The organism is Arthrobacter sp. P4_F10, from assembly GCF_056401435.1.
In genome coordinates this window covers 44,036-69,073 of the sequence record NZ_JBFUJJ010000013.1, presented here as the reverse complement: position 1 = coordinate 69,073, position 25,038 = coordinate 44,036, and the positions used below count along the sequence as shown (strand labels likewise).

Annotated in this window: 22 protein-coding genes; 18 read left to right on the top strand and 4 right to left on the bottom strand. The window is 66.8% G+C overall.

Annotated elements, in window-relative coordinates; translation table 11 throughout:
- The first annotated feature begins 3 nt into the window (after positions 1–3).
- Positions 4–486, top strand: a complete 483-nt coding sequence (locus AC1DR1_RS14420) for a hypothetical protein (protein ID WP_229992984.1) — start codon at positions 4–6, stop codon at positions 484–486.
- A 6-nt stretch (positions 487–492) separates the two neighbouring features.
- Here AC1DR1_RS14420 and AC1DR1_RS14415 read toward each other — a convergent pair whose 3' ends face one another.
- Positions 493–1,746 (bottom strand): heparan-alpha-glucosaminide N-acetyltransferase domain-containing protein, encoded by a 1,254-nt coding sequence (locus tag AC1DR1_RS14415; RefSeq protein ID WP_476992780.1) that lies wholly within the window; start codon positions 1,744–1,746, stop codon positions 493–495.
- Between the two features lie 683 nt (positions 1,747–2,429).
- On the opposite strand from AC1DR1_RS14415, the gene AC1DR1_RS14410 reads away from it, so the two are divergent.
- The 7 genes from AC1DR1_RS14410 (at position 2,430) to AC1DR1_RS14380 (ending at position 10,871) form a co-directional block, all read left to right on the top strand.
- Positions 2,430–3,194 (top strand): carbon-nitrogen hydrolase family protein, encoded by a 765-nt coding sequence (locus AC1DR1_RS14410; RefSeq protein ID WP_229992973.1) that lies wholly within the window; start codon positions 2,430–2,432, stop codon positions 3,192–3,194.
- A 104-nt stretch (positions 3,195–3,298) separates the two neighbouring features.
- The gene (dapA, locus tag AC1DR1_RS14405) at positions 3,299–4,207 is read left to right on the top strand and encodes a 4-hydroxy-tetrahydrodipicolinate synthase (protein WP_229992972.1); all 909 of its coding nucleotides are present in this window, start codon (positions 3,299–3,301) and stop codon (positions 4,205–4,207) included.
- A 60-nt stretch (positions 4,208–4,267) separates the two neighbouring features.
- Positions 4,268–5,959, top strand: coding sequence for a ribonuclease J (locus AC1DR1_RS14400; protein WP_229992971.1), 1,692 nt, complete (start codon positions 4,268–4,270; stop codon positions 5,957–5,959).
- Positions 5,960–6,157: 198 nt separating this feature from the next.
- Positions 6,158–9,091 (top strand): FtsK/SpoIIIE family DNA translocase, encoded by a 2,934-nt coding sequence (locus tag AC1DR1_RS14395; RefSeq protein ID WP_229992969.1) that lies wholly within the window; start codon positions 6,158–6,160, stop codon positions 9,089–9,091.
- 25 nt (positions 9,092–9,116) lie between these two features.
- Positions 9,117–9,755 (top strand): CDP-diacylglycerol--glycerol-3-phosphate 3-phosphatidyltransferase, encoded by a 639-nt coding sequence (pgsA, locus tag AC1DR1_RS14390; protein WP_290369337.1) that lies wholly within the window; start codon positions 9,117–9,119, stop codon positions 9,753–9,755.
- Positions 9,752–10,279, top strand: a complete 528-nt coding sequence (locus AC1DR1_RS14385; protein WP_229992967.1) for a CinA family protein — start codon at positions 9,752–9,754, stop codon at positions 10,277–10,279. The genes pgsA and AC1DR1_RS14385 overlap by 4 nt, the downstream gene beginning before the upstream one ends.
- A 139-nt stretch (positions 10,280–10,418) precedes the next feature.
- Positions 10,419–10,871, top strand: a complete 453-nt coding sequence (locus AC1DR1_RS14380) for a helix-turn-helix domain-containing protein (protein WP_066434909.1) — start codon at positions 10,419–10,421, stop codon at positions 10,869–10,871.
- A 39-nt stretch (positions 10,872–10,910) separates the two neighbouring features.
- Here AC1DR1_RS14380 and AC1DR1_RS14375 read toward each other — a convergent pair whose 3' ends face one another.
- Entirely contained in the window at positions 10,911–11,435 is a 525-nt protein-coding gene (locus AC1DR1_RS14375; RefSeq protein WP_229992966.1) for a MarR family winged helix-turn-helix transcriptional regulator, read from the bottom strand.
- Between the two features lie 41 nt (positions 11,436–11,476).
- Between AC1DR1_RS14375 and AC1DR1_RS14370 the strand changes: the two genes are divergently transcribed.
- The 6 genes from AC1DR1_RS14370 to dapF all read left to right on the top strand — a co-directional run bounded on the left by AC1DR1_RS14370 (position 11,477) and on the right by dapF (position 17,303).
- Positions 11,477–11,713, top strand: coding sequence for a DUF3046 domain-containing protein (locus AC1DR1_RS14370; RefSeq protein ID WP_026266606.1), 237 nt, complete (start codon positions 11,477–11,479; stop codon positions 11,711–11,713).
- A 211-nt stretch (positions 11,714–11,924) separates the two neighbouring features.
- Complete coding sequence (gene recA / locus AC1DR1_RS14365; RefSeq protein WP_018774457.1) at positions 11,925–12,977, top strand: recombinase RecA; 1,053 nt, start codon at positions 11,925–11,927, stop codon at positions 12,975–12,977.
- Between the two features lie 133 nt (positions 12,978–13,110).
- Positions 13,111–13,623 (top strand): regulatory protein RecX, encoded by a 513-nt coding sequence (locus AC1DR1_RS14360; protein WP_229993023.1) that lies wholly within the window; start codon positions 13,111–13,113, stop codon positions 13,621–13,623.
- Between the two features lie 61 nt (positions 13,624–13,684).
- Positions 13,685–15,295 carry a tRNA (N6-isopentenyl adenosine(37)-C2)-methylthiotransferase MiaB gene (gene miaB / locus AC1DR1_RS14355; RefSeq protein WP_476992779.1) on the top strand — a complete coding sequence of 537 codons (1,611 nt, stop codon included), beginning with the start codon at positions 13,685–13,687 and terminating at the stop codon, positions 15,293–15,295.
- A 61-nt stretch (positions 15,296–15,356) separates the two neighbouring features.
- Positions 15,357–16,298: a tRNA (adenosine(37)-N6)-dimethylallyltransferase MiaA gene (miaA, locus tag AC1DR1_RS14350; RefSeq protein WP_476966557.1), complete on the top strand. Its 942-nt coding sequence runs from the start codon at positions 15,357–15,359 to the stop codon at positions 16,296–16,298.
- A 51-nt stretch (positions 16,299–16,349) separates the two neighbouring features.
- The gene (gene dapF, locus AC1DR1_RS14345) at positions 16,350–17,303 is read left to right on the top strand and encodes a diaminopimelate epimerase (RefSeq protein WP_476992778.1); all 954 of its coding nucleotides are present in this window, start codon (positions 16,350–16,352) and stop codon (positions 17,301–17,303) included.
- On the opposite strand, the gene AC1DR1_RS14340 is transcribed toward dapF, so the two are convergent.
- Positions 17,284–17,898, bottom strand: a complete 615-nt coding sequence (locus AC1DR1_RS14340; protein ID WP_229992961.1) for a class I SAM-dependent methyltransferase — start codon at positions 17,896–17,898, stop codon at positions 17,284–17,286. The two genes, dapF and AC1DR1_RS14340, sit on opposite strands and share 20 nt — an antisense overlap.
- A 540-nt stretch (positions 17,899–18,438) precedes the next feature.
- Between AC1DR1_RS14340 and hflX the strand changes: the two genes are divergently transcribed.
- Positions 18,439–20,046 carry a GTPase HflX gene (gene hflX, locus AC1DR1_RS14335; RefSeq protein ID WP_476966459.1) on the top strand — a complete coding sequence of 536 codons (1,608 nt, stop codon included), beginning with the start codon at positions 18,439–18,441 and terminating at the stop codon, positions 20,044–20,046.
- Positions 20,039–22,192, top strand: a complete 2,154-nt coding sequence (locus tag AC1DR1_RS14330) for an ATP-dependent DNA helicase (RefSeq protein WP_476966458.1) — start codon at positions 20,039–20,041, stop codon at positions 22,190–22,192. Before hflX ends, AC1DR1_RS14330 begins: the two co-directional genes overlap by 8 nt.
- Positions 22,193–22,250: 58 nt before the next feature.
- Here AC1DR1_RS14330 and lexA read toward each other — a convergent pair whose 3' ends face one another.
- Positions 22,251–23,000: a transcriptional repressor LexA gene (lexA, locus tag AC1DR1_RS14325; RefSeq protein ID WP_229992959.1), complete on the bottom strand. Its 750-nt coding sequence runs from the start codon at positions 22,998–23,000 to the stop codon at positions 22,251–22,253.
- 363 nt (positions 23,001–23,363) lie between these two features.
- Between lexA and AC1DR1_RS14320 the strand changes: the two genes are divergently transcribed.
- Both AC1DR1_RS14320 and AC1DR1_RS14315 read left to right on the top strand, forming a co-directional pair.
- On the top strand, positions 23,364–23,792 hold the full coding sequence (locus AC1DR1_RS14320) for a LysM peptidoglycan-binding domain-containing protein (RefSeq protein ID WP_476992777.1): 429 nt from the start codon (positions 23,364–23,366) through the stop codon (positions 23,790–23,792).
- 87 nt (positions 23,793–23,879) lie between these two features.
- Positions 23,880–24,998 carry a histidinol-phosphate transaminase gene (locus tag AC1DR1_RS14315; protein WP_476992776.1) on the top strand — a complete coding sequence of 373 codons (1,119 nt, stop codon included), beginning with the start codon at positions 23,880–23,882 and terminating at the stop codon, positions 24,996–24,998.
- Positions 24,999–25,038 lie beyond the last annotated feature (40 nt).

The following is a 25,038-nucleotide window of genomic DNA, read 5'->3' as shown; positions in this document are numbered from 1 at the left end:
CCGATGTCCGCCGCCTTGACAGCCCTGAAAGCCAACCGCACCAAGATCTGGGTGGGGGCCGTCACCCTGCTGCTTGTGTTCTACCTGGTGGTGTCACTTCAGCGTTCCGTGCTCCTGATGTCGGACCCCAGCCTCGTAGCGAAGGCGATCGGCGTCGCTTACCTGGTGCTGCCGGTCATCGGCGCCTGGGCACTGATCCGGGAGCTGCTGTTTGGCGCCCGCACCGAGAGGTTGGCGAAGATCCTCGAAGCCGAGGGTGGCCTGCCGGAGGACACTCTGCCCCGCACGCCCGCCGGCCGGATCATCCGCGAAGCCGCCGACCTCGAATTTGAGAAGTACCGCGCCGAGGCCGAAGCCGCCCCCGAGGACTGGCGTTCCTGGTTCCGGCTCAGCTGTGCCTACGATGCCGCCGGAGACCGCAAGCGGGCCCGCGCTTCGATGCGCGACGCCGTACGGATGTTCCGCGCCGGAGTGCAGAAGCCCTAGCCGAATTTAGCGCAAGCGCGTCGGCTGGCGGGCCAGGGCCGGCCGGTAGCTGCCCACCTGGTTGGCCGCATGGGTCACCCACTCCAGCGGCCCGCGCCACGCCAGTGACGCGAAGACCGCGCCAGTCACCAGCACCCCCACGGCCTGCGCCCAGTACACACCCTCCACGGTCCAGCCGGGCAGCAGCGGCTGATCGTGCAGGGCCGCCATGATGCACAGATGAGCTGTGTAGAGGCTCAACGTCATGGCCCCGGCTCCGCGCAGCGGGAGCAGCAGATCGAGTTCCAGCCAGTTGCCCAGCCGGCCCAGCAGAAGACACACGCCGATCACGGCGGCAGCTGTCCCCGAGGTGTGCAACAAATCCAGTGTGGTGCCGGCGTGCGGTGCACTGGTGGCCAGCCACCACGCTGAGCCTGACTGTTCGACGCCGGCAAGGTTGACCTGCAGCAGGCTCTCCAGCGGGTAGGCGGGATCGCCAATCTGCGCCTCGAGCGCCTGCCTGCCGCCCCAGTCCTCCATCATGACTATCCCCAGCCACTTGGAAATGACGGCCACCGCGGTTCCGGCGGCCAGCAGCAGGAACGGCACGGCTGCTTTGGACAGCGCCATCCGGCCGATCACCAGCCCCACGAGGAGATAGGCGATCCACTGCAGGACAGGGTAGTAGCCCGTGAGGAAGAGGTCGCCAAGCAGTCTTGCCGGTGTGGGCAGGTCCTCCCAGCTGGGGTTATGCCCCAGCCGCAGGGGCGGATCGGCGGACAGCAGCCAGGGCCGCAGCAGGTAGGCCAGGACAGGGGCTGCCAGGATCCAGAGGGCCGCGAGTGCGATCAGGCGTCTCACCCCGAGCCCGATGAAGGGCAGTACGCACACGAACAGGAGGGCATAGTGCACCAAAATTATGGCGATGTTGACTTCCAGCCCGCCCAGGGAGAGCCCGACGGCGCCGATCACGAGCGCCCGTAGGGCGATGCCCCGGCGGGCCGCCCAAAGCTCGGGGCCTTGGAGCGGCTGCTGCTTCCCGGTGGACAAGGCGAGGCCGACTCCGGCCAGCGCCGCGAACAGTGCGGCTGCCCGTCCGGAAAACGCAAGCCCGATCCAGGTGGGCGTGAGCTGCGGGTCCGACTCAAAGGTCGCCAGCACGTGCGTGGCCATCATGGCCAGCAACGCCAGCCCGCGTGCGGCGTCAATGCCGGCCAGCCGGGCGCCGGAGGAGGGGCCCTTGACTGTCCGGGAAGCAGTGGTCGTTCCGCGCGCGGTCATCATCTGATCGTCTCATGTTCGGCCGGACCACAGCTCCAGCCCTTCTACGAAAGGGTCTTGTATTCGAATATATGTTCGAATACGATGGGCGCATGAACAACGCCTCAGAGTCTGCCTTCCTGAACCCGGAATTTGGGGACCGAGAATTCACAGGCCCAGATTTCCTAGGCCGGGAAGTTACAGGCCGACAATTTCCGGGCCCCGGCCCTTCGGGCCCTCGCCCGTCAGGCCCTGATCGGGCCAGCACCCCGCCCGGCGGACGGACCTGCGGTGGTGAGTCGGGGGCCGGTGTCCTCAAAGCTATGAGCCCCGGCGTCGTGGACTTCCTCTTCCGGCGCTTGGTCGCCGGCGAGCCGGCCGAGGACGTTCAGTGGGGCAGGGAAGGCACGGCGTTGGCTGTGCAACCGCCGGGAGCGGAGCTTGCCCGCCGGCTGGCCGAGACCGACATCGACGCCCTCACTCCAACAGAGTTGTTCCACTACGTGCGGGCGGCCCAGCGCCGGAGGAACTTCGGGAAACCGCCGTCGGGCGTTACTGCTCGGCATCATCGGCACCCTCCGGCGGCGCCGCCGCGTCCACCTGACTGCCATCCAGGCCGCCTGTATGACCTGCCGTCCTGGCCGCCGGCGGGACCTGAGGGGCAAGGGCTGATCATCGAAAGAGGAGGTGCTTAGGATGGCAGGGTGACCACTGGCTCGATTACTGCGCTGACGCTGTCCGCCGTCCAATACGAGGCCCTGGAGGGCGGCATTGCCGCCAACGTGCCCGAACACATCCGGCTGATCGAAGACGCCGAGTCGCACGGAGCCCGGCTGGTAATCTTTCCCGAGCTCTCACTGACGGGTTACCGGCTGGACCTGCTGGAGGGGCCGGGGGAGTGGCTGAGTGCTGCAGACGGGAGGCTGGACGGCATCCGGGAAATCTGCCGGCGCACCGGAATAACCGCCGTGGTCGGAGCCGCGTTCCAGGAGGAGGACGGCACGCCGCGGTTGGCTTCCCTCGCAGTCCACCCTGGAGGCACCATCGAGACCAGTTTTAAGACGCACCTGCACGGTCCGGAGCAAGGTCTCTTCGTGGCCGGCAGCCACCCCGCCGTCCTTGAGATCGACGGCTGGAAGGTCGCCTTGGCAATCTGTTTCGACGCCGACCGCCCCGGCCACGCGGAATGGGCCGCGGAAGCCGGTGCGGACATCTATGCCGTCTCGGCTCTCTATACTGCCGGAGAAGACCACAGGCTGGGGCTGCACCTTGGCGCCCGCGCCATGGACAACCGGATGTTCTCCGTCCTGGCGAACCTGGCAGGCGCCACGCCGCTCGGAGCCTCCTGCGGTCTGAGCGGCTTTTGGGGCCCTGACGGGCTTCCGTTCCGGCAGGCGGCCGGCACCGGCACCGAGGTGTTGACCGCGAGCCTCCAGTACAGCGTCCTGGCGCGGTTTCGGCGGCACTGACTCCGGCCGGAGGGCCTAAACGTGACGTGTGGGCCGGCGACTTTGACGTTCGTCACACCATCGCCATTGTCCTAACATGCCGCGGACAAGGTAACGTTTTTCATATGGCTGACTCTGATATTCGCTCTTACACGTTCGGGACCCTCGTGACTGCCATGGTCACGCCATTCACAACGGACGGTGAGGTCGACTACCGGCAGTCGGCGGAACTGGCGAGCAAGCTCGTCGACGACGGCAATGATGCCCTCGTTATCTCCGGCACCACGGGGGAGACCTCCACGCTGGAAGACGACGAAAAAGAGAAGCTCTTCCGCGTCATCGTCGAGGCCGTCGGCGACCGCGCCAAAGTCATCGCCGGAACCGGAACCAACCACACCTCGCACTCGATCGAGATGGCCAAGCGCGCCGCCAAGGCCGGAGCACACGGCCAGCTGATCGTCACGCCGTATTACAACAAGCCAAGCCAGGCCGGCATTCAGGCGCACGTCGAGGCCGTGGCCGACGCCGCCGACCTCCCCGTCATGGTCTACGACATCCCCGGCCGCGCCGGCGTGCCCATCCTGCCCGAGACCATGATCCGGCTCGCCGACCACCCCAAGATCGTTGCCCTCAAAGATGCGAAGGCAGATTTCGCCGCGGTCACGCGCGTTCTGGCCAACACCGATCTTGATGTCTACTCCGGCGATGACGGCCTCACGCTGCCGTGGATGGCCGCCGGCGCCGTCGGGCTGGTCAGCGTCTCCGCGCACGTCGCGACGCGGCAATTCCGTGCACTGATCGATGCCGCACTTGCAGGCGATTTTGCTACCGCCCGCACCATACATTTCGAACTGGACCCCGTGGTCCGCGCAGTGATGACCCACATTCAGGGTGCTGTCGCTGCCAAGCAGGTTCTTAAGTGGCAGGGAGTCCTGCCCAACTCGGTTGTCCGTTTGCCCCTCGTGGAGCCGGGCGAGGCCGAGATCGCAACCATCCGCGAGGATTTGGCGGAAGCGGGCATGGTCTTTTCCTGATCCGGAGCCACTCCTGATCGTTAAGAACCAGCCCGGCCTCCGCCTGGAAAGTAGTGCACTATGACCCAAACCGCCCTTCCCGGCCTGACCACGCCGCCCCGCCTCCCGAAGAACACCCTGCGGATCGTTCCGCTCGGCGGACTCGGGGAAATCGGTCGCAACATGACCGTCTTCGAGATCGATGGCAAGCTCCTCATCGTTGACTGCGGCGTACTCTTCCCCGAGGAGACCCAGCCCGGCGTCGACCTGATCCTGCCGGATTTCTCCTACATCGAGAACCGTCTCCAGGACATCGTCGCCGTCGTCCTGACCCACGGTCACGAAGACCACATCGGCGCCGTCCCCTACCTCCTGCGCCTGCGCGCCGACATTCCCATTGTCGGTTCACAGCTCACTTTGGCCCTCATCGAGGCCAAGCTGCAGGAACACCGGATCAAGCCCAACACGAAGATTGTCGTCGAGGGCCAGGTCGAGAAGTACGGGCCCTTCGAATGCGAGTTCGTCGCCGTCAACCACTCCATCCCGGACGCCCTGGCCGTGTTCCTGCGCACCTCGGGCGGCACCGTCCTGCACACCGGTGACTTCAAGATGGACCAGCTGCCGCTGGATGGCCGCATCACCGACCTCCGGCACTTCGCCAAGCTGGGCGAAGAGGGCGTGGACCTGTTCATGTCGGATTCGACCAACGCCGACGTCCCGGGCTTCACCACCGCCGAGAAGGAAATCGGACCCACCCTGGACCGGCTGTTCGGGCAGGCCTCCAAGCGCATCATCGTCGCCTCCTTCTCCTCCCATGTGCACCGCGTCCAGCAGGTCCTCGACGCCGCCGCCAACCACAACCGCAAGGTTGCTTTTGTGGGCCGCTCCATGGTCCGGAACATGGCCATCGCCGCGAAACTGGGCTACCTGGAGGTGCCGGCCGGAATCCTGGTCGACATCAAGAACATCGACAACCTGCCGGACAACCGGGTCGTGCTGATGTCCACCGGCTCCCAGGGTGAGCCGATGGCGGCCCTGTCCCGCATGGCCAACGGCGACCACCGCGTCGTCGTCGGCGAGGGCGACACCGTCATCCTTGCCTCGAGCCTGATTCCGGGCAACGAAAACGCCGTGTTCCGCATCATCAACGGCCTGCTGAAGCTCGGCGCCGACGTCATCCACAAGGGCAACGCCAAGGTGCACGTCTCCGGCCACGCCGCCGCCGGCGAGCTGCTGTACTGCTACAACATCCTTGAGCCGCTCAACGCCATGCCGGTGCACGGCGAAACCCGCCACCTCATCGCCAACGGCAAGATCGCCCTCGAATCCGGCGTGCCGGAGGAAAGCATCCTGCTCGCGGACAACGGCACCGTGATCGACCTTCGCGATCACCAGGCCGACATCGTGGGCCAGGTCGAGGTCGGATTCGTCTACGTCGACGGCTCCAGCGTCGGCGAAGTCACGGAAGCGGACCTCAAGGACCGCCAGACTCTGGGCGACGAGGGTTTCATCTCCATCATCACCGTCATCCACCGTGCCACCGGCAAGGTGGTGTCCGGGCCGGAGATCCACGCCCGCGGCGTGGCGGAGGACGACTCCGTCTTCGACGAGATCATCCCCAAGATCAACGAGGCCCTCGAAGAGGCCGTACTGAACCGCACGGACCACACGACGCACCAGCTGCAGCAGGTCGTCCGCCGGGTCGTAGGCACGTGGGTCAACCGCAAGCTGCGCCGCAAGCCCATGATCATCCCGGTGGTCCTTGAGGCGTAAGCCTCAGTTGGTTCACCGGGCGTAGATCCTTCACACCTACCGGGCGCATGCCTGGTGAACGGCCTTCCCGGCCAACCCGCAGCGTGAGCGCCGCGGGAGGCCGGGGAGGCCGTTTTTCCGTTGCGGCCGGCGGCAACATGATCCAGGATGCCCCGGAAATTCGGGGTTTTCGGCCCGGCATCCGGTACCGTGGCGGGTATGGCGACTCGTACTTCTTCCGCGCCTAGAGGAAACTCAAGCGGCAAATCAGGCAGTTCTCCCGGCCGGGGGTCCAGTCCCGCCGCATCCAAATCCGCCCGGCCGCGGGGCACCGCAGGTAGAACCGCAGCCACCGCGCGGACCCGGCAGTTGGCCGTAGTAGAGCCGCACCAGCCCTGGGTTGTCCGGGTGTTGGCCGGTGCATGGCTGGGCATCGCCCACGTGATCGGCGCCGGCATCAGGCGCGTCGGCCACGACGTCAGCGACCTCGCTCCCGAGGACCGCCGCGACGGTGCCGCCCTGTTCAACCTGGCCTTGGGAGTCTTCGTTGCCACCTTCGCGTGGTGGGGGTTCCAGGGCTGGTTGCCCGATGCCATCTTTGCGATCGTCAACGGCACTTTCGGCTGGATGTCCCTGCTGCTGCCGCTCATGCTGTTCGTGTGCGCCTTCCGCCTGTTCCGCCAGCCCGACGACGGCCGCGGCAACAACAGGATCGGCATCGGCTTCCTCATCATGACGTTCGCCGGATCCGGCCTGGCCCACATCATCGGCGGCCAGCCGACGGTCGCCGACGGCTTCGACGGCTTGCGCAGGGCCGGCGGCATGCTCGGTTACCTCGCCGCCGCCCCGCTCGCTGCCCTGCACACCGCAGTCCCGGTCGCGGTGTATGGCCTGCTGGCCTTCACTTCGCTGCTGATCGTCACCGCGACCCCCTTCGGCGCCATCCCCGGCCGCCTGCGGGACGCCTACGAGCACCTGATGGGCATCGACCTGCAGGACGACGACGCCGGCGACCGCCACGACCGCAGCTACCTGTACGAGAACGACGCCCCGGCACCGGCCAAGAAGAAGCGCAAGCGCCTCTTCGGCAAGGACCACGACGACGAGTCCGGCCTGGAAGGCTACGTCGGCGACGAAGCGTTCGAGCGGGCGGTCATCGCAGATGAGGAAGCAGCCGGCGAGGCGCCTTCTGCCAAGGGGGCGAAGGGCGCCAAGGCGGGCGCCGGTGTCGCGCCCGGTGTGCGCCGTCCCACCCAGGCCGAGATCGCCGTCGAAAAGATCAAGGCCGCCCAGGGCCTCGGCACCGCAGGGTCCATTGGCGAGAACGCCACCGAGGCCATCCCCCTGGTCACTCCGGGGATGGTGGCCGCAGGATCGCTCAATCCCACCGCCGCCGCGGCCGCCGCGAAGGTCCCCTCCAACCCGGTGGCGCCGGCACCGCTGCCCACCCCGATTCCGCAGCGCACCGAACAGCTCTCCCTGGCCGGCGACGTCACCTACACCCTGCCGGCGTCGGACGTGCTCACGCCCGGTTCCATCCCCAAGGAACGCACCGAGGCCAACGACGCGATTGTCGCCTCGCTCACCGAGACCCTCAACCAGTTCAACGTGGAAGCCCAGGTCACCGGCTTCAGCCGCGGCCCGACCGTGACCCGCTACGAAATCGAACTGTCCCCGGGCACCAAGGTGGAGCGGGTCACCGCCCTGTCCAAGAACATCTCCTATGCGGTCGCCAGCTCGGATGTGCGCATCCTCAGCCCCATCCCGGGCAAGTCCGCCATCGGCATCGAAATCCCCAACACAGACCGCGAAACCGTGTCCCTGGGCGACGTGCTCCGCAGCCAGAACGCCCGCCGCACCGACCACCCCATGGTCATGGGCGTCGGCAAGGACGTCGAGGGCGGGTACGTCGTGGCCAACCTGGCCAAGATGCCGCACTTGCTCGTCGCAGGTGCCACCGGAGCCGGCAAGTCCTCGTTCGTGAACTCGATGATCACCTCGATCCTGATGCGGGCCACCCCGGACGAGGTCCGCATGGTCATGGTGGACCCGAAGCGCGTGGAACTTACGGCCTACGAAGGGGTCCCGCACCTCATCACGCCGATCATCACCAACCCGAAAAAGGCCGCCGAGGCCCTGCAGTGGGTGGTCCGGGAAATGGACGCCCGCTATGACGACCTCGCCAACTACGGCTTCAAGCACATTGACGACTTCAACAAGGCCGTCCGGGCCGGCAAGGTCCACCCGCCGGTCGATTCCAAGCGCGTCATCAAGCCGTACCCGTACCTGCTGGTGATCGTGGACGAACTCGCTGACCTCATGATGGTGGCCCCGCGCGACGTCGAGGACTCGATTGTCCGCATCACCCAGCTGGCCCGCGCGGCCGGCATCCACCTGGTCCTGGCCACCCAGCGCCCGTCAGTGGACGTCGTGACCGGCCTGATCAAGGCGAACGTGCCCTCCCGCATGGCCTTCGCGACCTCCTCCGTCACCGACTCCCGGGTGGTCCTGGACCAGCCGGGCGCCGAAAAACTCATCGGCCAGGGCGATGCCCTCTTCCTGCCGATGGGAGCCTCGAAGGCGATGCGCGTCCAGGGCGCCTGGGTCACCGAGTCCGAGATCCACAAGGTGGTCGAGCACGTCAAGGGCCAGCTCAAGGCCGTCTACCGCGACGACGTCGCTCCCGAGGCGCAGAAGAAGCAGATCGACGACGACATCGGGGACGACCTCGAGGTCCTGCTCCAGGCCACCGAGCTCGTGGTCACCACCCAGTTCGGTTCCACATCGATGCTGCAGCGCAAGCTCCGGGTCGGCTTCGCGAAGGCCGGGCGCCTCATGGACCTGCTCGAGTCCAGGGGAGTGGTGGGACCCTCCGAGGGTTCCAAGGCGCGCGACGTGCTGGTCAAGCCGGACGACCTCGCCGCCGTGCTGGCCGCGATGAAGGGCCAGGACGGCCCGGTGGCCGCTGACTCGCAGACCGCGGCCCTGAGCGATAACGCCAACGCGAACATCGGCCAGGGTGGCTACGCGGAGGACCTCGTGGCGGCTGACCTGGAGAACCGCACCCAGGCGATCGACTACCACGACGGCGCCGACGGCGGCTCCAATGACGAGGACGGTTCAGAGGACGCCTGGTCGCTCACCGGCCGGTAGGGTGCAGAGACGGTAGCCTAGGAAGGTGAATAGCGCCGAAGCCAACGCCGGATCCGCCTCGCGGATCTGGAACCTGCCGAATATCCTCACGATGCTGCGGATTGTGCTGGTGCCGGTCTTCGTCTGGTTCCTCATCCTCGACGCCCCGGGACTGCAGGCGCAGAACGGCGTCTGGCGCTGGGCCGCCGCCTTCGTTTTCGCCGTGGCCATCTACACGGACAAGCTCGACGGCGACATCGCCCGCTCCCGCGGCCTCGTCACCGACTTTGGCAAGATTGCCGACCCGATCGCCGACAAGCTCCTGATCGGCTCCGCGCTGGTCATGCTCTCGCTGCTCCAGGAACTGCCGTGGTGGGTCACCATCCTGATCCTGGTCCGGGAGTGGGGCATCACCGCGCTCCGGTTCTTCGTTATCCGCTACGGCGTCATTCCGGCCTCGCGCGGCGGGAAGCTTAAGACGGTGGTGCAGACAGTGGCCATCTTCCTGTACGTCCTTCCGCTGGCATCCATGGCCCCGTGGCTGAGCGTTGTGGCGTTCGTCGTGATGATGGCTGCACTGGCCATCACACTGTGGACCGGGGGCGAATACGTCATTGAGGCCCTCAAGCTGCGGGCCGCCGGCATCAGGGCAGAGAAAGAACGGGTAAGGGAAAACGAGCAATGAACTATCCGGAGCCCAGTCATCCCAACCTGCACCCGAACCTGCACCGCCTGGCGGAACAGGCCGTCACCGGCGCCCTCGGCCGCGGCATGACTGCCGCCACCGCCGAATCCCTCACCGCCGGGATGGTCACCGCCGTGCTGGCCGACACGCCCGGCGCCTCCGGGATGCTGCAGGGCGGTGTGGTGTCCTATGCCAACAAGGTCAAGGCCGACGTCCTGGGCGTCCCCGGCGAACTGCTCGACGCCGTCGGCTCCGTGGACGGCCAAGTCGCCGCGGCCATGGCCGACGGTGCGCGCCGCATCTGCGGCGCCGATATCGGTGTGTCCACCACGGGCGTGGCCGGGCCCGAACCGCACGACGGCAAAGCGGTGGGCACGGTCTTCATCGGCATCGCCACAGCGGGGGGATCGACGTCGTACCCCTATTCGTTTGAAGGCAGTCGCGCCGAGATCCGCGCACTCGCTTGCGGTGCCGCCCTGGAACGTCTGCTGGAGGCCCTATCTTCCGAAGGCTACCGGGCGTAAAGTTGCCGGGAACAAAAGTTGATTCCGAATAGTTGTTACATTGTGTCGCTTCCAAATAAGGGAGGCGCCTAGGATGAAGTCATCAGCAGAGTCCGCCCCCACCGGCGGACTCGACAGTACGAGGAGCAAGGCGATACAGATGGTAAAGCAGCCCGTATCCGTTAACGGCGTTGTCCGCTGGAAGGATGTGGGCCTCGCCGATCAGGCCAAGAGCGAACAGAAGGAGCGCAAGATGGTTGTACTTCGTCACGAAATCGGTGATGTCCTGCGCGATGTCCGCCAGCGCCAAGGCCGCACGCTCCGCGAAGTCTCGCACAGCGCCCGTGTTTCCCTGGGCTACCTGAGCGAAGTGGAACGCGGCCAGAAGGAAGCCTCCTCGGAGTTGCTGTCCTCGATCTGCTCGGCCCTCGATGTTCCGCTTTCGAGCATGCTCCGCGAAGTCAGCGACCGTGTTGCGGTCGCCGAGGGCGTCGCGGTTCCGGACACCGTCCCCCAGGAGTTCGCGCAGCGCTACGGCCGCGACCTCGACCGAGAGCTCAACTCCGACCTCAACGACGAGCTGGCGAAGGGCCTCCTTTCCGGAGCCCGCTAAACGCCAACTCACCCAAGACGCAAGAAAAGGACCTCCGGCTCAGGCCGGGGGTCCTTTGATGTGTTCGTCCCGGGGGAACCCGTCGCGTTCGTAGGTGGCATTGAGTTTCGCCATATACATGGCAAGGGCCTGCAGGTCCTCGGCCGGCCACTCTGCCAGACGTTCCCGAAACACCTCACGGCGGGCGTCCTGGACCTGGTGCATCCTTTCCTCGCCTTCAGGCGTCAGACGGATGGACTGCGCCCGGCCGTCCAGGGGGTCCGCCTCCTTCGACACCAGGCCGAGGCCCTCGAGGAAGGCGATCTGCCGGCTCACCGAAGGCTTGCCGACGCCGATGCAGGATGCGAGGTCAGTCAGCCTGATGGGGCCCTGCTTGCGGATCACGCTGAGCAGCCCGTAGGCGGCCGGTTCCATGTCCGGGTGGACCTGGCGCGAGAGCTGGTGGGAAATCGACCGGCCCCGGCGCCAGAGCAGACTCAGCTGGTTCTCGACGGCGTCCAGTGCGGCGTCCGTGCCGGCGTTTCCGGGAGAGGAATCTCCCGCGGACTCAGTTGGGTTGCTCATGGCAACCATTCTAGAGTCCTGGGCCGTGAGAGACTTTACCCGTGCGAATCAGTGACTTTTGGCGGCTTATGGACGACGAGTTCGGGGCCGGGTACTCCCGTGTCCTGAGCAGCTCGCTGGTCCTGGCTGGGGTCGGCGGACGCACAGCGGACCAGGCCCTCAGTGCCGGCGTTCCTCCCCGCCAGGTGTGGCTTGCCCTGTGCGACGTCCAGGACGTCCCGCCGGAGCGCCGCCTGGGCCGGGACGTCAAACCCCGCGACACCACCGGACCGCGCTGACGGCCGACACGCCGCTGGCGTGGGCCGACGCCTGACACGCCGCCCGCTTGTTCGAATATCTGTTCGGATAGCGATATGCTTTTTTTCAGAGCGTTTTCCACATAAGTGGGTGCCTCGACAACTTTGTCGGAGGGTGCCAGTAGCGTCAGTGATGACAGACGAAGGGCCCACAGGGCCACTCCACAGCGAGAAAGTATTAGAGGTGTGAATCATGGCCGCAGCCCCGGATCGCCAGAAGGCGCTCGACGCAGCGCTTGCCCAGATTGACAAGCAGTTCGGCAAAGGCTCGGTCATGCGCCTCGGCGATGAAGTCCGTGCGCCCATCGAAGTCATCCCGACCGGCTCCATCGCATTGGACGTCGCCCTGGGAATTGGCGGCCTGCCCCGCGGCCGCGTCGTGGAAATTTACGGTCCGGAATCGTCCGGTAAGACCACGGTTGCGTTGCACGCGGTAGCCAACGCCCAGCGCCAGGGTGGCATCGCCGCCTTCATCGACGCCGAACACGCCCTCGATCCGGAATACGCCGCGAAGCTGGGCGTCGACACCGACGCGCTTCTGGTCTCCCAGCCGGACACCGGCGAGCAGGCACTGGAAATCATGGACATGCTCATCGGTTCCGGTTCCCTTGATGTCATCGTCATTGACTCGGTGGCCGCCCTCGTTCCCCGCGCGGAAATCGAAGGCGACATGGGAGACAGCCACGTGGGCCTGCAGGCCCGCCTGATGAGCCAGGCCCTCCGGAAAATCACCGGCCGCCTGAGCCAGACGAAAACCACGGCCATCTTCATCAACCAGCTGCGCGAAAAGATCGGTGTCTTCTTCGGCTCCCCGGAAACCACCACCGGTGGTAAGGCGCTGAAGTTCTACGCCTCCATCCGCATCGACGTCCGCCGGATCCAGACCCTGAAAGAGGGCGCGGATTCAGTCGGTAACCGCACCAAGGCCAAAATCGTCAAGAACAAGATGGCCCCGCCCTTCAAGATCGCCGAGTTCGACATCATTTACGGCCAGGGCATTTCCCGCGAGGGCGGCATTATCGACATGGGCGTTGAGCACGGCCTGATCAAGAAGTCGGGCTCCTGGTTCACCTACGACGGCGACCAGCTGGGCCAGGGCATGGAGAACTCCCGCCGCTTCCTGCGCGACAACCCGGAACTGGCGGCCGAACTCGAACGCCTGATCAAGGAAAAGCTCGGCGTCGGCGTGAAGGCCCCGGCCGAAACCGAAGAGTCGCCGAAGCTGAAGGCCGTTGACGGCTTCTAACGCAGGAGCGAACCGTGGGTCAGGGTTCCGTCAGAGGAACCCTGACCCGGACGGCGCTGCCGACCCGCATGCCGATTCCCACGGTTCCCGTGGGTTCCGCAGGTCGTCCGGCTCAAATGCACCGTCTGCGGAACTGGATCCGGACGCGGACCCCGCAGCGGTCGCTCGCGCCATCGTGCTGCGGCAGCTGACGAATTCGCCCAAGAGCCGGCTGCAGCTCTCGCGCAAGCTGGCCGAGCGCAACGTTCCCGAGGACGTCGCCGAGGCCGTGCTGGACCGCTTCGAGGAAGTACGGCTGGTTGACGACGCCGAGTTTGCCGACATGTGGGTCCGCAGCAGGTCCCAAACGCGCAAGCTCGCCAAGGGGGCCTTGCGGCGCGAACTGGCGGACAAGGGCATCGACCCGGAGATTGCCGCCGGCGCGCTGGATCAGCTCAGCGACGCCGACGAAGAATCGGCGGCCCGTGAGCTCGTGGAGCGCAAACTGCGGGGATTCACCGGCGGTGAGGACCGTGCGGAGCGCGACAAGATCACGCGCCGCCTCGCGTCGATGCTCGCCCGCAAGGGATACCAGCCTTCGCTTGCCTTCCGGATTGTGGGCGAGGTGCTCGACGCCGTTACCGCCCGTGCCAGGGGCGGGGATTAGGGCCACCGGTCCGGGGTCTGCGCAGGCCTGGCCACCGCCCCTTACCCGTTACCCTTAACAAGTGAGTTTTACCATTCCTTCCCCAGCGGCCAGCACGACTTCCCCAGCAACGCCTCCGGCAGTGCCGCCAGCGGCGCCTGGGACATTCGATGCAGACCCGGCTGCCGCAACGGAAAGTTCCGGACCGGCCCAGCCCCGCACGTACCAGGTGCGCACCTTCGGCTGCCAGATGAACGTGCACGATTCCGAGCGGATGGCCGGCATGCTCGAAGCCGCAGGCTACGTTCCGTCCGCCGGTGAGCTGGCCGACGTCGTGGTCTTCAACACCTGCGCGGTCCGGGAGAATGCCGACAACAAGCTGTACGGCAACCTCGGCATCCTCGCCCCGGTCAAGGCAGCCAACCCGGGAATGCAGATCGCCGTCGGCGGATGTCTCGCCCAGAAGGACCGGGAGACCATCCTCAAGAAGGCGCCGTGGGTGGACGCCGTGTTCGGGACCCACAACGTCGGTGCCCTGCCGGCGCTGCTGGATCGGGCCCGCCACAACAACGAGGCCCAGCTGGAGATCCTCGAATCGCTGGATGTCTTTCCCTCGACTCTCCCCACCAAGCGGGACTCCGTCTATTCGGGCTGGGTATCGATCTCCGTAGGCTGCAACAACACGTGCACCTTCTGCATCGTCCCGGCGCTGCGGGGCAAGGAAAAGGACCGTCGCCCCGGTGAGATCCTGGCCGAAATCCAGGCGCTCGTGGACGACGGCGCCATCGAAGTGACACTGCTGGGCCAAAACGTGAATTCCTACGGCGTCGAATTCGGCGACCGGCAGGCCTTCTCCAAACTTCTGCGCGCGTGCGGTGACATCCCGGGCCTGGAGCGCGTCCGCTTCACCAGTCCGCACCCGGCCGCCTTTACCGACGACGTCATCGACGCCATGGCCGAGACCCCCAACGTCATGCCGCAGCTGCACATGCCCCTGCAGTCCGGCTCGGACAAGGTCCTCAAGGATATGAAGCGGTCCTACCGCTCCACCAAGTTCCTCGGCATCCTGGACAAGGTCCGTGAGAAGATCCCRCACGCCGCCATCTCCACGGACATCATCGTCGGGTTCCCCGGCGAGACGGAAGAGGACTTCCAGGCCACGCTCGACGTCGTGGAGAAGTCCCGGTTCGCCACCGCCTTCACCTTCCAGTACTCCAAGCGGCCAGGCACGCCTGCCGCGGACCTCCCGGACCAGCTGCCCAAGGCCGTGGTCCAGGAACGCTTTGAGCGCCTCACGGCCCTGCAGGACCGCATTGCCGCAGAGGAAAACGCCCGGCAGCTTGGCCGCCGCGTCGAGGTCATGGTGACAGCCCAGTCGGGCCGTAAGGCTCAGGAAACCCACCGGCTCTCCGGCCGGTCCCAGGACCAGCGGCTGGTGCACTTCTCCGTGCCCGCCGGCGCTGAGGTGCCCCGGCCCGGCGACCTGGTGACGGTCACCATCACGGAGGCGGCGGCGTTCCACCTCATCTCCGATCCTGCCTCGGCGGAGGACTACAGCCTGCGCCGGTCCCGTGCCGGTGACGCCTGGGACCGTTCCCAAGCCGATTCCTGCGGCGCCCCGGCTCCGGCCAGCGCGAAGGGTACCTCCGGCGTGTCGCTGGGCATGCCCAGCCTCCCGGTCCGCGGCCGTTAGCGCCGTGCCGGGCCCGCAGGGCACCGCCCAGGCCACCGCGGCGGCCACCGCGGAAGCCACGGTGCCGCAACAGGCTGCACGGCCGGCTGCGCCGCCGGTGATCGCCGTCGTCGGTCCCACGGGCTCCGGCAAATCAGACCTGGCCGTCGCCCTTGCCCTCGAGCTCGACGGGGAAGTCATCAACGCCGACTCGATGCAGTTCTACCGTGGCATGGATATCGGCACCGCCAAGATCACCGACGCCGAACGCCGGGGCGTGCCCCATCACCTCCTGGACATTCTGGACGTGACCGAGGAAGCGTCCGTCTCGGACTTCCAACAGCAGGCCCGTGCCTTGATCGACGATATCCACGGCCGGGGAAAACGGGCCATCCTGGCCGGCGGCTCGGGACTGTACGTCCGCGCCGCGCTCGACGTTCTGGAATTCCCCGGCACGGATCCGGACATCCGACACCGGCTCGAGATGGAACTGGCCACGGCGGGACCCGCGCCGCTGCGGGAACGCCTGGAGGCCGTGGACCCGGTGTCTGCGGGCAGGCTGGGTGACGACCGCAGAATCATCCGCGCCCTGGAAGTCTTCGAACTCACCGGCCGCCCGTTCAGCTCCTTCATGCCGGACCGCGAGTACTTCCAGCCTGCCATCCAGATCGGCCTCGACGTTGACCGGGAACTGCTCCGGGAGCGCCTGGCCCGCCGCGTCCACGCGATGGTGGACCAGGGGCTGCTGGACGAAGTCCGCCGGCTGGACGCCGCAGGCCTGCGCAACGGCAGGACCGCGCCACGGGCCCTCGGCTATGCCCAGTTCCTCAGGGTCCTCGACGGTGACTCCAGCCTGGAGCGGGCCGCGGACGAAACAATCATCGCGACCCGGCAGTTCGCGCGCCGCCAGCTGACCTGGTTCCGCGCGGATCCCCGGGTCACCTGGCTGGGCTGGCACGATCCTGACCTGGTGGCCGAGGCCGCCGCACTGTGCCGGGCGACGCCCGTCCTGCCGCCGGCGTAGCGTTCGGGTCTCGGTGCCGGAGCGGTCAGGGCGGAACGGTAACCTTGGACCATGGACGAATCCCAAGCCGGAGCCGCTGACCGTACTGCCGGCGATACCGAACCCCTCAGCGGTCTGAAGTTTTCCAAAGGCCACGGAACGGGCAATGATTTTGTCCTGATCGCCGACCCCAACGGCACACTCTCGCTCAGCCCAGAGCACGTCGCGGCGCTCTGCGACCGGCACCGCGGCATCGGCGGCGACGGCCTGATCCGCGCCGTACCTTCCAGGCTCCTGCCCGAGGGGCAGGAACTGTTGACCGCGCACCCGGACGCCGAGTGGTTCATGGACTACCGCAACGGCGACGGTTCGCTGTCCGAGATGTGCGGCAACGGAGTCCGCGTCTTCGTGCACTTCCTCATCGCCGAAGGCCTCGTGGACCTTCCCGCCGGCGAGTCCCTCGTCATTGGAACCCGGGGCGGTGCCAAGACAATCGTCCGGACCGCTGCGGGCTACGCCGTGGACATGGGCCCCTGGGAGTTCATTTTCCCGGGCGAGGCGACCGCACGGGCCATGGATTCGCTCGTCAGCGCCGAGGGGCTCGAAGTCGCACGTCCGGCCCTTTCCGTCAGCATGGGCAACCCGCACACAGTGGTGGCCCTGGCCGAAACGGCCGAACTCGAGGCCACACAGCTGTTCACGGCCCCCCGGGTGGACCCGACTCCGCCGCACGGCACCAACGTCGAATTCGTTGTACCGTCCGAACCGCTGGTCCACGACGGCACCGGCACCATCACCATGCGTGTCCACGAGCGGGGAGTGGGGGAGACCCAGTCCTGCGGCACCGGCGCCTGCGCCGCCGCCGTCGCGATTCGCCACTGGGCCGGCCAGGGCGCACCGGACGCGTGGCACGTCCACGTTCCCGGCGGCGTCGTCGGCGTGAAATTCTTCCTGGGCCCGGAGGGGCACGAACACGTCGAACTCAGCGGCCCGGCCGTGATCGTCGCTAGCGGGACGCTTTCCTGACCCGAAGGATCCGGAATGACTTCGACGTGCTCTCCCGGGTCACGTTGAAGCTGGAGTCGAGCTCAGCCGCCAGCCAGCGCTGCAGCGAGTCCGAACCGAGGTTCTTCTGGACCACGAGCCAGGCCGATCCACCCGGTGCCAGCCTGGGAATCCACAGGCGCAGGAGGGCATGAAGCTCATCCTTGCCGATCCGGATCGGCGGGTTGGACCAGATCGTGTCAAAGCGCACTTCGGGGTCCACGGCGTCCGGCGTGCTGGCGGTGACGTTGCTCAGCCCCAACAGCCCGGCGTTTTCGTTGGTGAGGGTCACGCAGCGTTCGTTCACGTCCACTGCGTAGACGTGTGCGTGCGGCGCCCGCAGGGCCATGGTCAGGGCGATCGGCCCCCAGCCGCAGCCGATATCCAGCAGGTTGCCCTGCGGCGCCGGAGCCGGGACGTCGGCGAGCAGCACGGCCGTTCCCTTGTCGATCCCGTCCGGGCTGAAGATCCCTGAGGACGTCTGCAGCCGGCGCGTCTCACCGGCAAGATCCACGGTGAGCGGTTTGCGGGTGAAGGGCCCGGCCGGCTGGGCGCTGAAATAGTGTGCAGACTCCATAATGGGCCAGATTAGTTGGCGGCCCGGCCCAATGGGAAACCGGGAGGGAGCGTTGGCGTCTGCTAGGCTAAAAAACATGATCTTGATCTCCAAGTAGCCGGCACGGGTCTTGTCCCGTCTTGTAGCGACTCTGTAGCGACGCAGGTAAACGCCTTCCGCTGAGTGCGCCATCGCAAGGGTGAGTCTTCTCACCCGCGGGCGCCCCGCACCACTTGGAATCCAGCCGCTTTGCTGAGCACCTTGTTTTCCAGCACCGTGTTTTGCTGGCACCGTGCTGCTTGGCCCGCTCCCGGGCCCGGCTCGGCGGACGGCACCTACCTCACTGTGTTTCCACAGGCAGCGTTTCCCACAGCCAGGCGCATTTGCCGCCTCTACCTTCACCCAGCCACCGCTCCGGACGGAGCCAGCCCTGCCCCGGCACCGTTGCCGCGGGCATTCCAGGAGGCCTGCATGACCCCCCGCCGTCAGCCCAGCGCGAATACCGCCCCACAGAGCAACAATCGGCACTATTCTGAAAGTGCCGAACCCTTGAAGGAGACCATGACCAGCCACCCCAACACCGGACCCGATTCAGCAGCCCAGGACATGAGTCCTGAGGAGATCCAGGCTGTAATCGACCGGATCCTTTCCAAGGACACCCCCGCCCCGGGCGCAGGCCGTGGCAGCGGCTCCGGAGCCGGCACCAACGGAGGCGCCGGTGCGGCCGGCGGCCCGACGTCGGTGCTCGGCAAGGCACAGGCCATCTCCCGCCTGGACGAGGTGTACACCAACTTCGACGGCGACCAGCAGGATCTTGAGGAACGCCACGCGCTGCGCCGCAAGGCTGGCCTGTCCACCGAACTCGAAGACGTCACCGAGGTCGAATACCGGCAGCTGCGCCTTGAACGCGTCGTCCTGGCCGGCCTCTGGACCGAAGGCACCCTCGCGGATGCCGAGAACTCCCTGCGCGAACTTGCGGCTCTCGCTGAGACAGCAGGCTCCGAGGTCCTCGACGGGCTCGTCCAGCGGCGGGCCAAGCCGGATCCCGGAACCTTCCTCGGCTCCGGCAAGGCGCAGGAACTGAAAGCCATCGTGATGTCCACCGGCGCCGACACCGTAGTGGTCGACGCCGAACTGGCCCCGTCCCAGCGGCGCGGACTGGAGGACATCGTCAAGGTCAAGGTCATTGACCGCACGGCCCTGATCCTGGACATCTTCGCGCAGCACGCGAAGAGCCGTGAAGGCAAGGCGCAGGTGGAACTGGCCCAGCTGGAATACCTGCTGCCGCGCCTGCGTGGCTGGGGCGAGTCGATGTCCCGCCAGGCCGGTGGCCAGGTGGGCGGCGCCGGCGCCGGCATGGGCTCGCGTGGTCCCGGTGAAACCAAGATCGAACTGGACCGCCGCCGGATCCGCACCCGGATGGCCAAGCTGCGCCGCGAAATCGCCGCCATGAAGCCTGCCCGGGAAACGAAGCGGGCCAACCGCCGTCGTAATGCGGTGCCCTCGGTGGCGATCGCCGGATACACCAACGCCGGGAAGTCCTCGCTGCTGAACCGGCTCACCGACGCCGGGGTCCTGGTGGAAAACGCCCTGTTCGCCACCCTGGATCCGACCGTCCGCAAGGCCGAAACCGCTGACGGGCTGGGATACACCCTGGCGGACACCGTGGGATTTGTCCGGTCCCTGCCCACCCAGCTCGTGGAAGCATTCCGCTCCACGCTGGAAGAGGTGGCCGACTCGGACCTGATCCTGCACGTCGTGGACGTCTCGCACCCGGACCCCGAAGGCCAGATCGCCGCTGTCCGTACGGTCTTCAGCGAAGTCGACGCGCGCAAGGTTCCGGAAATCATTGTCCTGAACAAGGCCGACGCCGCAGACCCGTTCGTGGTGGAGCGGCTCAAGCAGCGGGAGCCGCGGCACGTGGTGGTCTCGGCCCGCACCGGTGAAGGCATTCCGGAGCTGCTCAAGGCCATCAGCGACGGCATTCCTCGGCCGAGCGTGAAGCTGGAACTGCTGATCCCGTACAACCGCGGGGACCTGCTCAGCAAGCTTCACGAGACCGACGCCGAGATCCTCAGCCTCGACCATGAGGAAACCGGAACCCGTGCCGTGGTGATGGTGCGTGAAGGACTCGCCGCTGAACTGGATCCCTTCATCAGCAATGACTGAGGCAGCGGTGACCAGGGCTGAGGCCGAACCTTCGGACGTTGAACCTGCGGACGTTGAATTGCCCGACGCTGAACCCGCGGACGCGGGAACTGCAGACGCCGATTCGGTTGCCGGTGCGGCCGGCGAGGAGTTCGTGGTGAAACTTCTCGACCGTGCCGTGTCCGGCATGGGCGGCCAGAGCCGCGATGGCCAGCACGAAATGGCCCGGCAGGTGGCGCGCGCGATAGACAGCGGCGACCACCTGTTGGTCCAGGCCGGCACCGGCACCGGCAAATCGCTGGCTTACCTGATTCCGCTGATCGCCCATTCGCTGACCAGCAACAAGCCCACCCTGGTGTCCACCGCAACCTTGGCGCTGCAGACGCAGATCGTGGGCCGGGACCTGCCCAGGCTGCTCAAGACCATCACCCCTGCCTTGGAACGGCCCGTCAAGGTCGCCCTGGTGAAAGGCCGGTCCAACTACGTGTGCCGGCACAAACTCGAGGGCGGTTTCCCGTCCGAAGAACCTTCCGAGGGACAGCTGTTTTCCCTTGGCGAGGACACGAGCGTGCCGCATTTCGCTGCCGCGCTTGGCGGGCCGTCCTCCCAGCTGGGCAAGGAAGTCGTCCGCCTCCGCGAATGGGCCGAGGAGACCGCGACGGGGGACCGCGACGAGCTCATGCCCGGCGTCACGGACCGGGCCTGGCGCCAGGTCTCGGTTACCTCCATGGAGTGCCTCGGCGCGCAGAAGTGCCCGCTCGCGGCCGAATGTTTCAGCGAGCTGGCACGGCAGAACGCCGCCGACGCCGACGTCGTGGTCACCAACCACGCCATGCTCGCCGTCAGCGCCTTCGAGGGCCTGGCGGTGCTGCCCGAGTACGACGTCGTGGTGGTGGACGAGGCGCACGAACTTCAGGACCGCGTCACAGGCGCGGTCTCAGGTCAGCTCTCCGTGGCAATGGTGCACGCAGCCGCGTCCGGGGCCCGGAAACATACGGGCATCACCGTGGACGCGCTGAACAATGCCGCAGCCCACCTGGAGCTGGCCATCGACGGGGTCCCCAGCGGGCTGATGCCCAACGGCCTGAACAGCGGGCAGTTGGACTGCATCGACCAACTGCGCGACGCGTGCCGCGCCGCCCTGTCCGATTCCAAGGGCGACAGCTCCACGACGGCCGACGGCGGACGCCAGCTGGCGCGCTCACGCCTGATGGTCATCCTGGAACTCTGTGAGCGCCTCCTGGCCGCGCGCGAAAACCGCGAAGTAGTGTGGTTCTCCCGCAACAGCAGCTTCGACCCGGTGCAGGGCTACTCCCAGCCTGACGAGAGCGCGCCGGCCCTGATCAATGTTGCCCCGTTGAGCGTCGCGGGGCGTTTGCGCGAGGGTTTGTTCGCGGACCACACCGTCATCCTGACCTCGGCCACACTGGCCATTGGCGCTGCCTTCGAGCCTGCAGCCGGAGGCCTCGGCCTCGTTGGCAATGGCGCCCCGAGCTGGACCGGGGTCGACGTCGGGTCCCCGTTCGACTATCCGAAGCAGGGCATCCTCTATGTCGCCCGGCACCTGCCCAAACCCGGCCGCGGGACTTCCCCCGAGGCCTTGGATGAGCTGGAGAAGCTGATCCGCGCTTCCCGTGGCGGTGCCTTGTGCCTGTTTTCCTCGCGGCGCGCGGCGGAGGAAGCCGCCGAGGCCATGCGGCCCCGGCTGGGCCTCAGCATCCTGTGCCAGGGGGAGTCGACCATGACGGCGCTCGTGCGGCAATTTGCCGACGAGCCGGACACCTGTTTGTTCGGCACAATGTCCCTCTGGCAGGGCGTCGACGTTCCTGGGGTGTCCTGCCGGCTGGTGGTTATAGACCGGATTCCCTTCCCGCGGCCGGACGACCCGCTGATGACGGCACGCTCGCGGGCCGTCGCCCAGGCGGGCGGCAATGGCTTCATGTCCGTCTCGGCCACGCACGCCGCCATTCGGCTCGCGCAGGGCGCCGGACGGCTGATCCGTTCGACGTCGGACAAGGGCGTGGTGGCAGTGCTGGATTCGCGGCTGTCCACGGAGCGCTACGGCGGATTCCTCCGCGCCGCGCTTCCGCCGTTCTGGCCCACCACCGATTCATCGATAGCCATGGCTGCCCTGGAGCGCCTGGCGAAGGACTCCGCGAACGGCTGAGTCCCACGTTGAAGCGGGAGCTGGCCGGGACTGAAGCCGGCGGCCTCGCCGGGGATGGTTAGAGGGAGCGGAGTACCGAGACGACCTTGCCCATGATGACGGCGTGGTCGCCGAGGATGGGTTCGTACTGGGTGTTTTGCGGCAGCAGCCAGGTGTGGCCGTCCCGCTGGCGGAATGTCTTGACCGTGGCTTCGTCGTCCAGCAGGGCGGCAACGATGTCGCCGTTCACGGCGTCACCCTGGCGGCGGACAACCACCCAGTCACCGTCGCAGATCGCGGCATCAATCATCGAGTCGCCAGCCACCTTGAGCATGAAGAGTTCGCCATGGCCCACGAGCTGGCGGGGCAGCGGCATGACGTCCTCCACTACCTGGTCCGCGAGGATGGGTCCGCCGGCGGCGATGCGTCCGACGAACGGCACCATTGCCGTGTCGGTGGCGCTGGCGAGCTCAGACACCGAGAGGCCGCCGACGGCCCGCAGGCCGCTGGACTTCCCGACACCCGAAATCGGTGTGGTCCCCTCGTCCAGGGTCAGCGGCATGAGCACTTCCATGGCCCGCGGGCGCTTCGGATCGCGCCGCAGGTAGCCGAGCTTTTCAAGCTGGGAGAGCTGATGGGTCACGCTCGACAGGCTGGCGAGGCCGACGGTGTCGCCGATCTCGCGCATGGAGGGCGGGTAGCCCTTGTCCGTGACGGACCGCTGGATGGTCTCCAGGATTTTCTTTTGCCGGACGGTGAGGCTCTTGGGGGCCCGGGCGGGCTGCGGGCTCCGTGAGGTGGCCCTGCCGCCGGTGGCTTGTGCTGCCATGTTCGCCAACGCCTTTCCGTTCCGCCCGGCTGCCGTGGCTGCTGTCACCGGGACCTTCCGGCCTGAAATGTCAGACCCTGCTGATCAACTACTAACGAATTCACACAGGGAGTTCGTTAGTGGTTGTCCTGTCCCTCAAAAATAGGCCAGCCGCAGGGCTTTTTCAAACATTTGTTCTAGCGAGTCTCGACATCGTTCGTTAGTAAGTGCTAAAACAGAACGAGCAAGGTTCGAATATGTGTTCGATTTCGAGGTTTCCACTTCGGATCCGCTGTTCGGTTCTATGTTCGAAGGTTCGGCCGGTTGGCGGCGAGTACGTGGAGTACGCCGGGCGGCACCGTATGGTCCAGGAGGGCTCAGTTCATGTCAGCTTCAAGCGCGTTTCAAGACACTTTTGTTCAGGGCGTCTTTGTTCAGGGCGTCACGAATCACCACCGCAGCGGGGCGGGGGCCGCGGTTTCCGGCCGCCGGCCGAAGCAGCCGCCGCTCCGGCTCACCCAGCGCGGACGCTTCGTCTTCTTCGGTGTCCCGCTGATCCTTCTGGCGGCGTTCATCCTGTCGCTCAGCGGATTCCTCAACGCTCCCGCGAAAGCAGCGGATTCCGCTGACCAGCTCTCGCTGACGCCGACTGTCACCGTGACGGTGCAGCCGGGGGAGTCCCTCTGGGCCATTGCAGGGTCGGTGGCTCCGGAGCGCGATCCCCGCGACGTCGTGGCCGATATCGTGCAGCTGAACAACCTGGACGCCGCCCGTGTGATGCCGGGCCAGCAGCTGTTCGTCCCGTCCAAGTAGTACCCGCCAAGCCAAGCAACATCCCCCAAGTGCAGTCGCGGACGTCACAGTTTCAGTGCCCGTCCCGCTACCACTTAAACTGGTCACGTGACTGACCAGCTTGAGCGCCTCAACCGACTGCCCCTCCGAACCAATCTGCGTGGCCTGCGTCCGTATGGTGCGCCGCAGCTGGACGTCCCCATCCTGCTCAACGTCAACGAGAACACCCATGGTGTCCCGGCCGATGTCCGCGCGGCGATCACCGAGGCCGTCAGCTCCGCCGCTGCCGGGCTGAACCGGTATCCGGACCGCGAGTTCACCGAACTGCGCGAGGCCCTCGCCGAATACCTTGGCCACGGCCTGGACGCGGAGAATATCTGGGCCGCGAACGGATCCAACGAAGTCCTTCAGCAAATTCTCCAGGCATTCGGCGGCCCCGGCCGGACGGCCCTCGGGTTCCCTCCCACATATTCGATGTACCCCTTGCTGGCCTCCGGCACGGATACGGAGTACATCGTCGGTGCCCGCGCCGCGGACTATGGGCTCAGCGCGGAATCGGCGGCCCGGCAGGTGCGCGAGCTTCAGCCCAACATTGTTTTCCTGTGCTCCCCGAACAACCCGACCGGTACGGGGCTGGGGCTTGATGTCGTCGAGGCCGTTTATGACGCCGGCGAAGCCAGTCAAACCATCGTGATCGTTGACGAGGCCTACCACGAGTTCGCCCACGACGGCACGCCCAGCGCGCTCACCCTGCTGCCTGGCCGGGAGCGGCTCATCGTCTCGCGCACCATGAGCAAGGCTTTCGCCCTCGCCGGCGCAAGGCTTGGCTACATGGCCGCCGCACCGGAAGTCGCGGACGCCCTGCGCCTGGTCCGTCTCCCGTACCATCTCTCCGCCATCACCCAGGCCGCGGCCCTGGCCGCCCTGCGCCACCGGGGAGCGCTCATGGCGGACGTCGAGGACATCAAGCGCCAGCGCGACCGGATCGTGGCGGAACTGACGCGGCTGGGCCTGAGCCCGGCCGCCTCCGATTCCAACTACGTGTTCTTCGGCGGCCTGGAGAACCCCCATGAGGTCTGGCAGGACATGCTGGACGCCGGTGTCCTGATCCGCGACGTCGGCATCCCGGGGCACCTTCGCGTGACCGCCGGCACTGAGACAGAAACCACAGCCTTCCTTGAGGCGCTTGAACGCATCCTGAACGGCTCCGCAAAGCCGCAGGCCTAGACTTGGTGGGGAGCCCGAGCGCCCCGCCAGACTGCCCAAC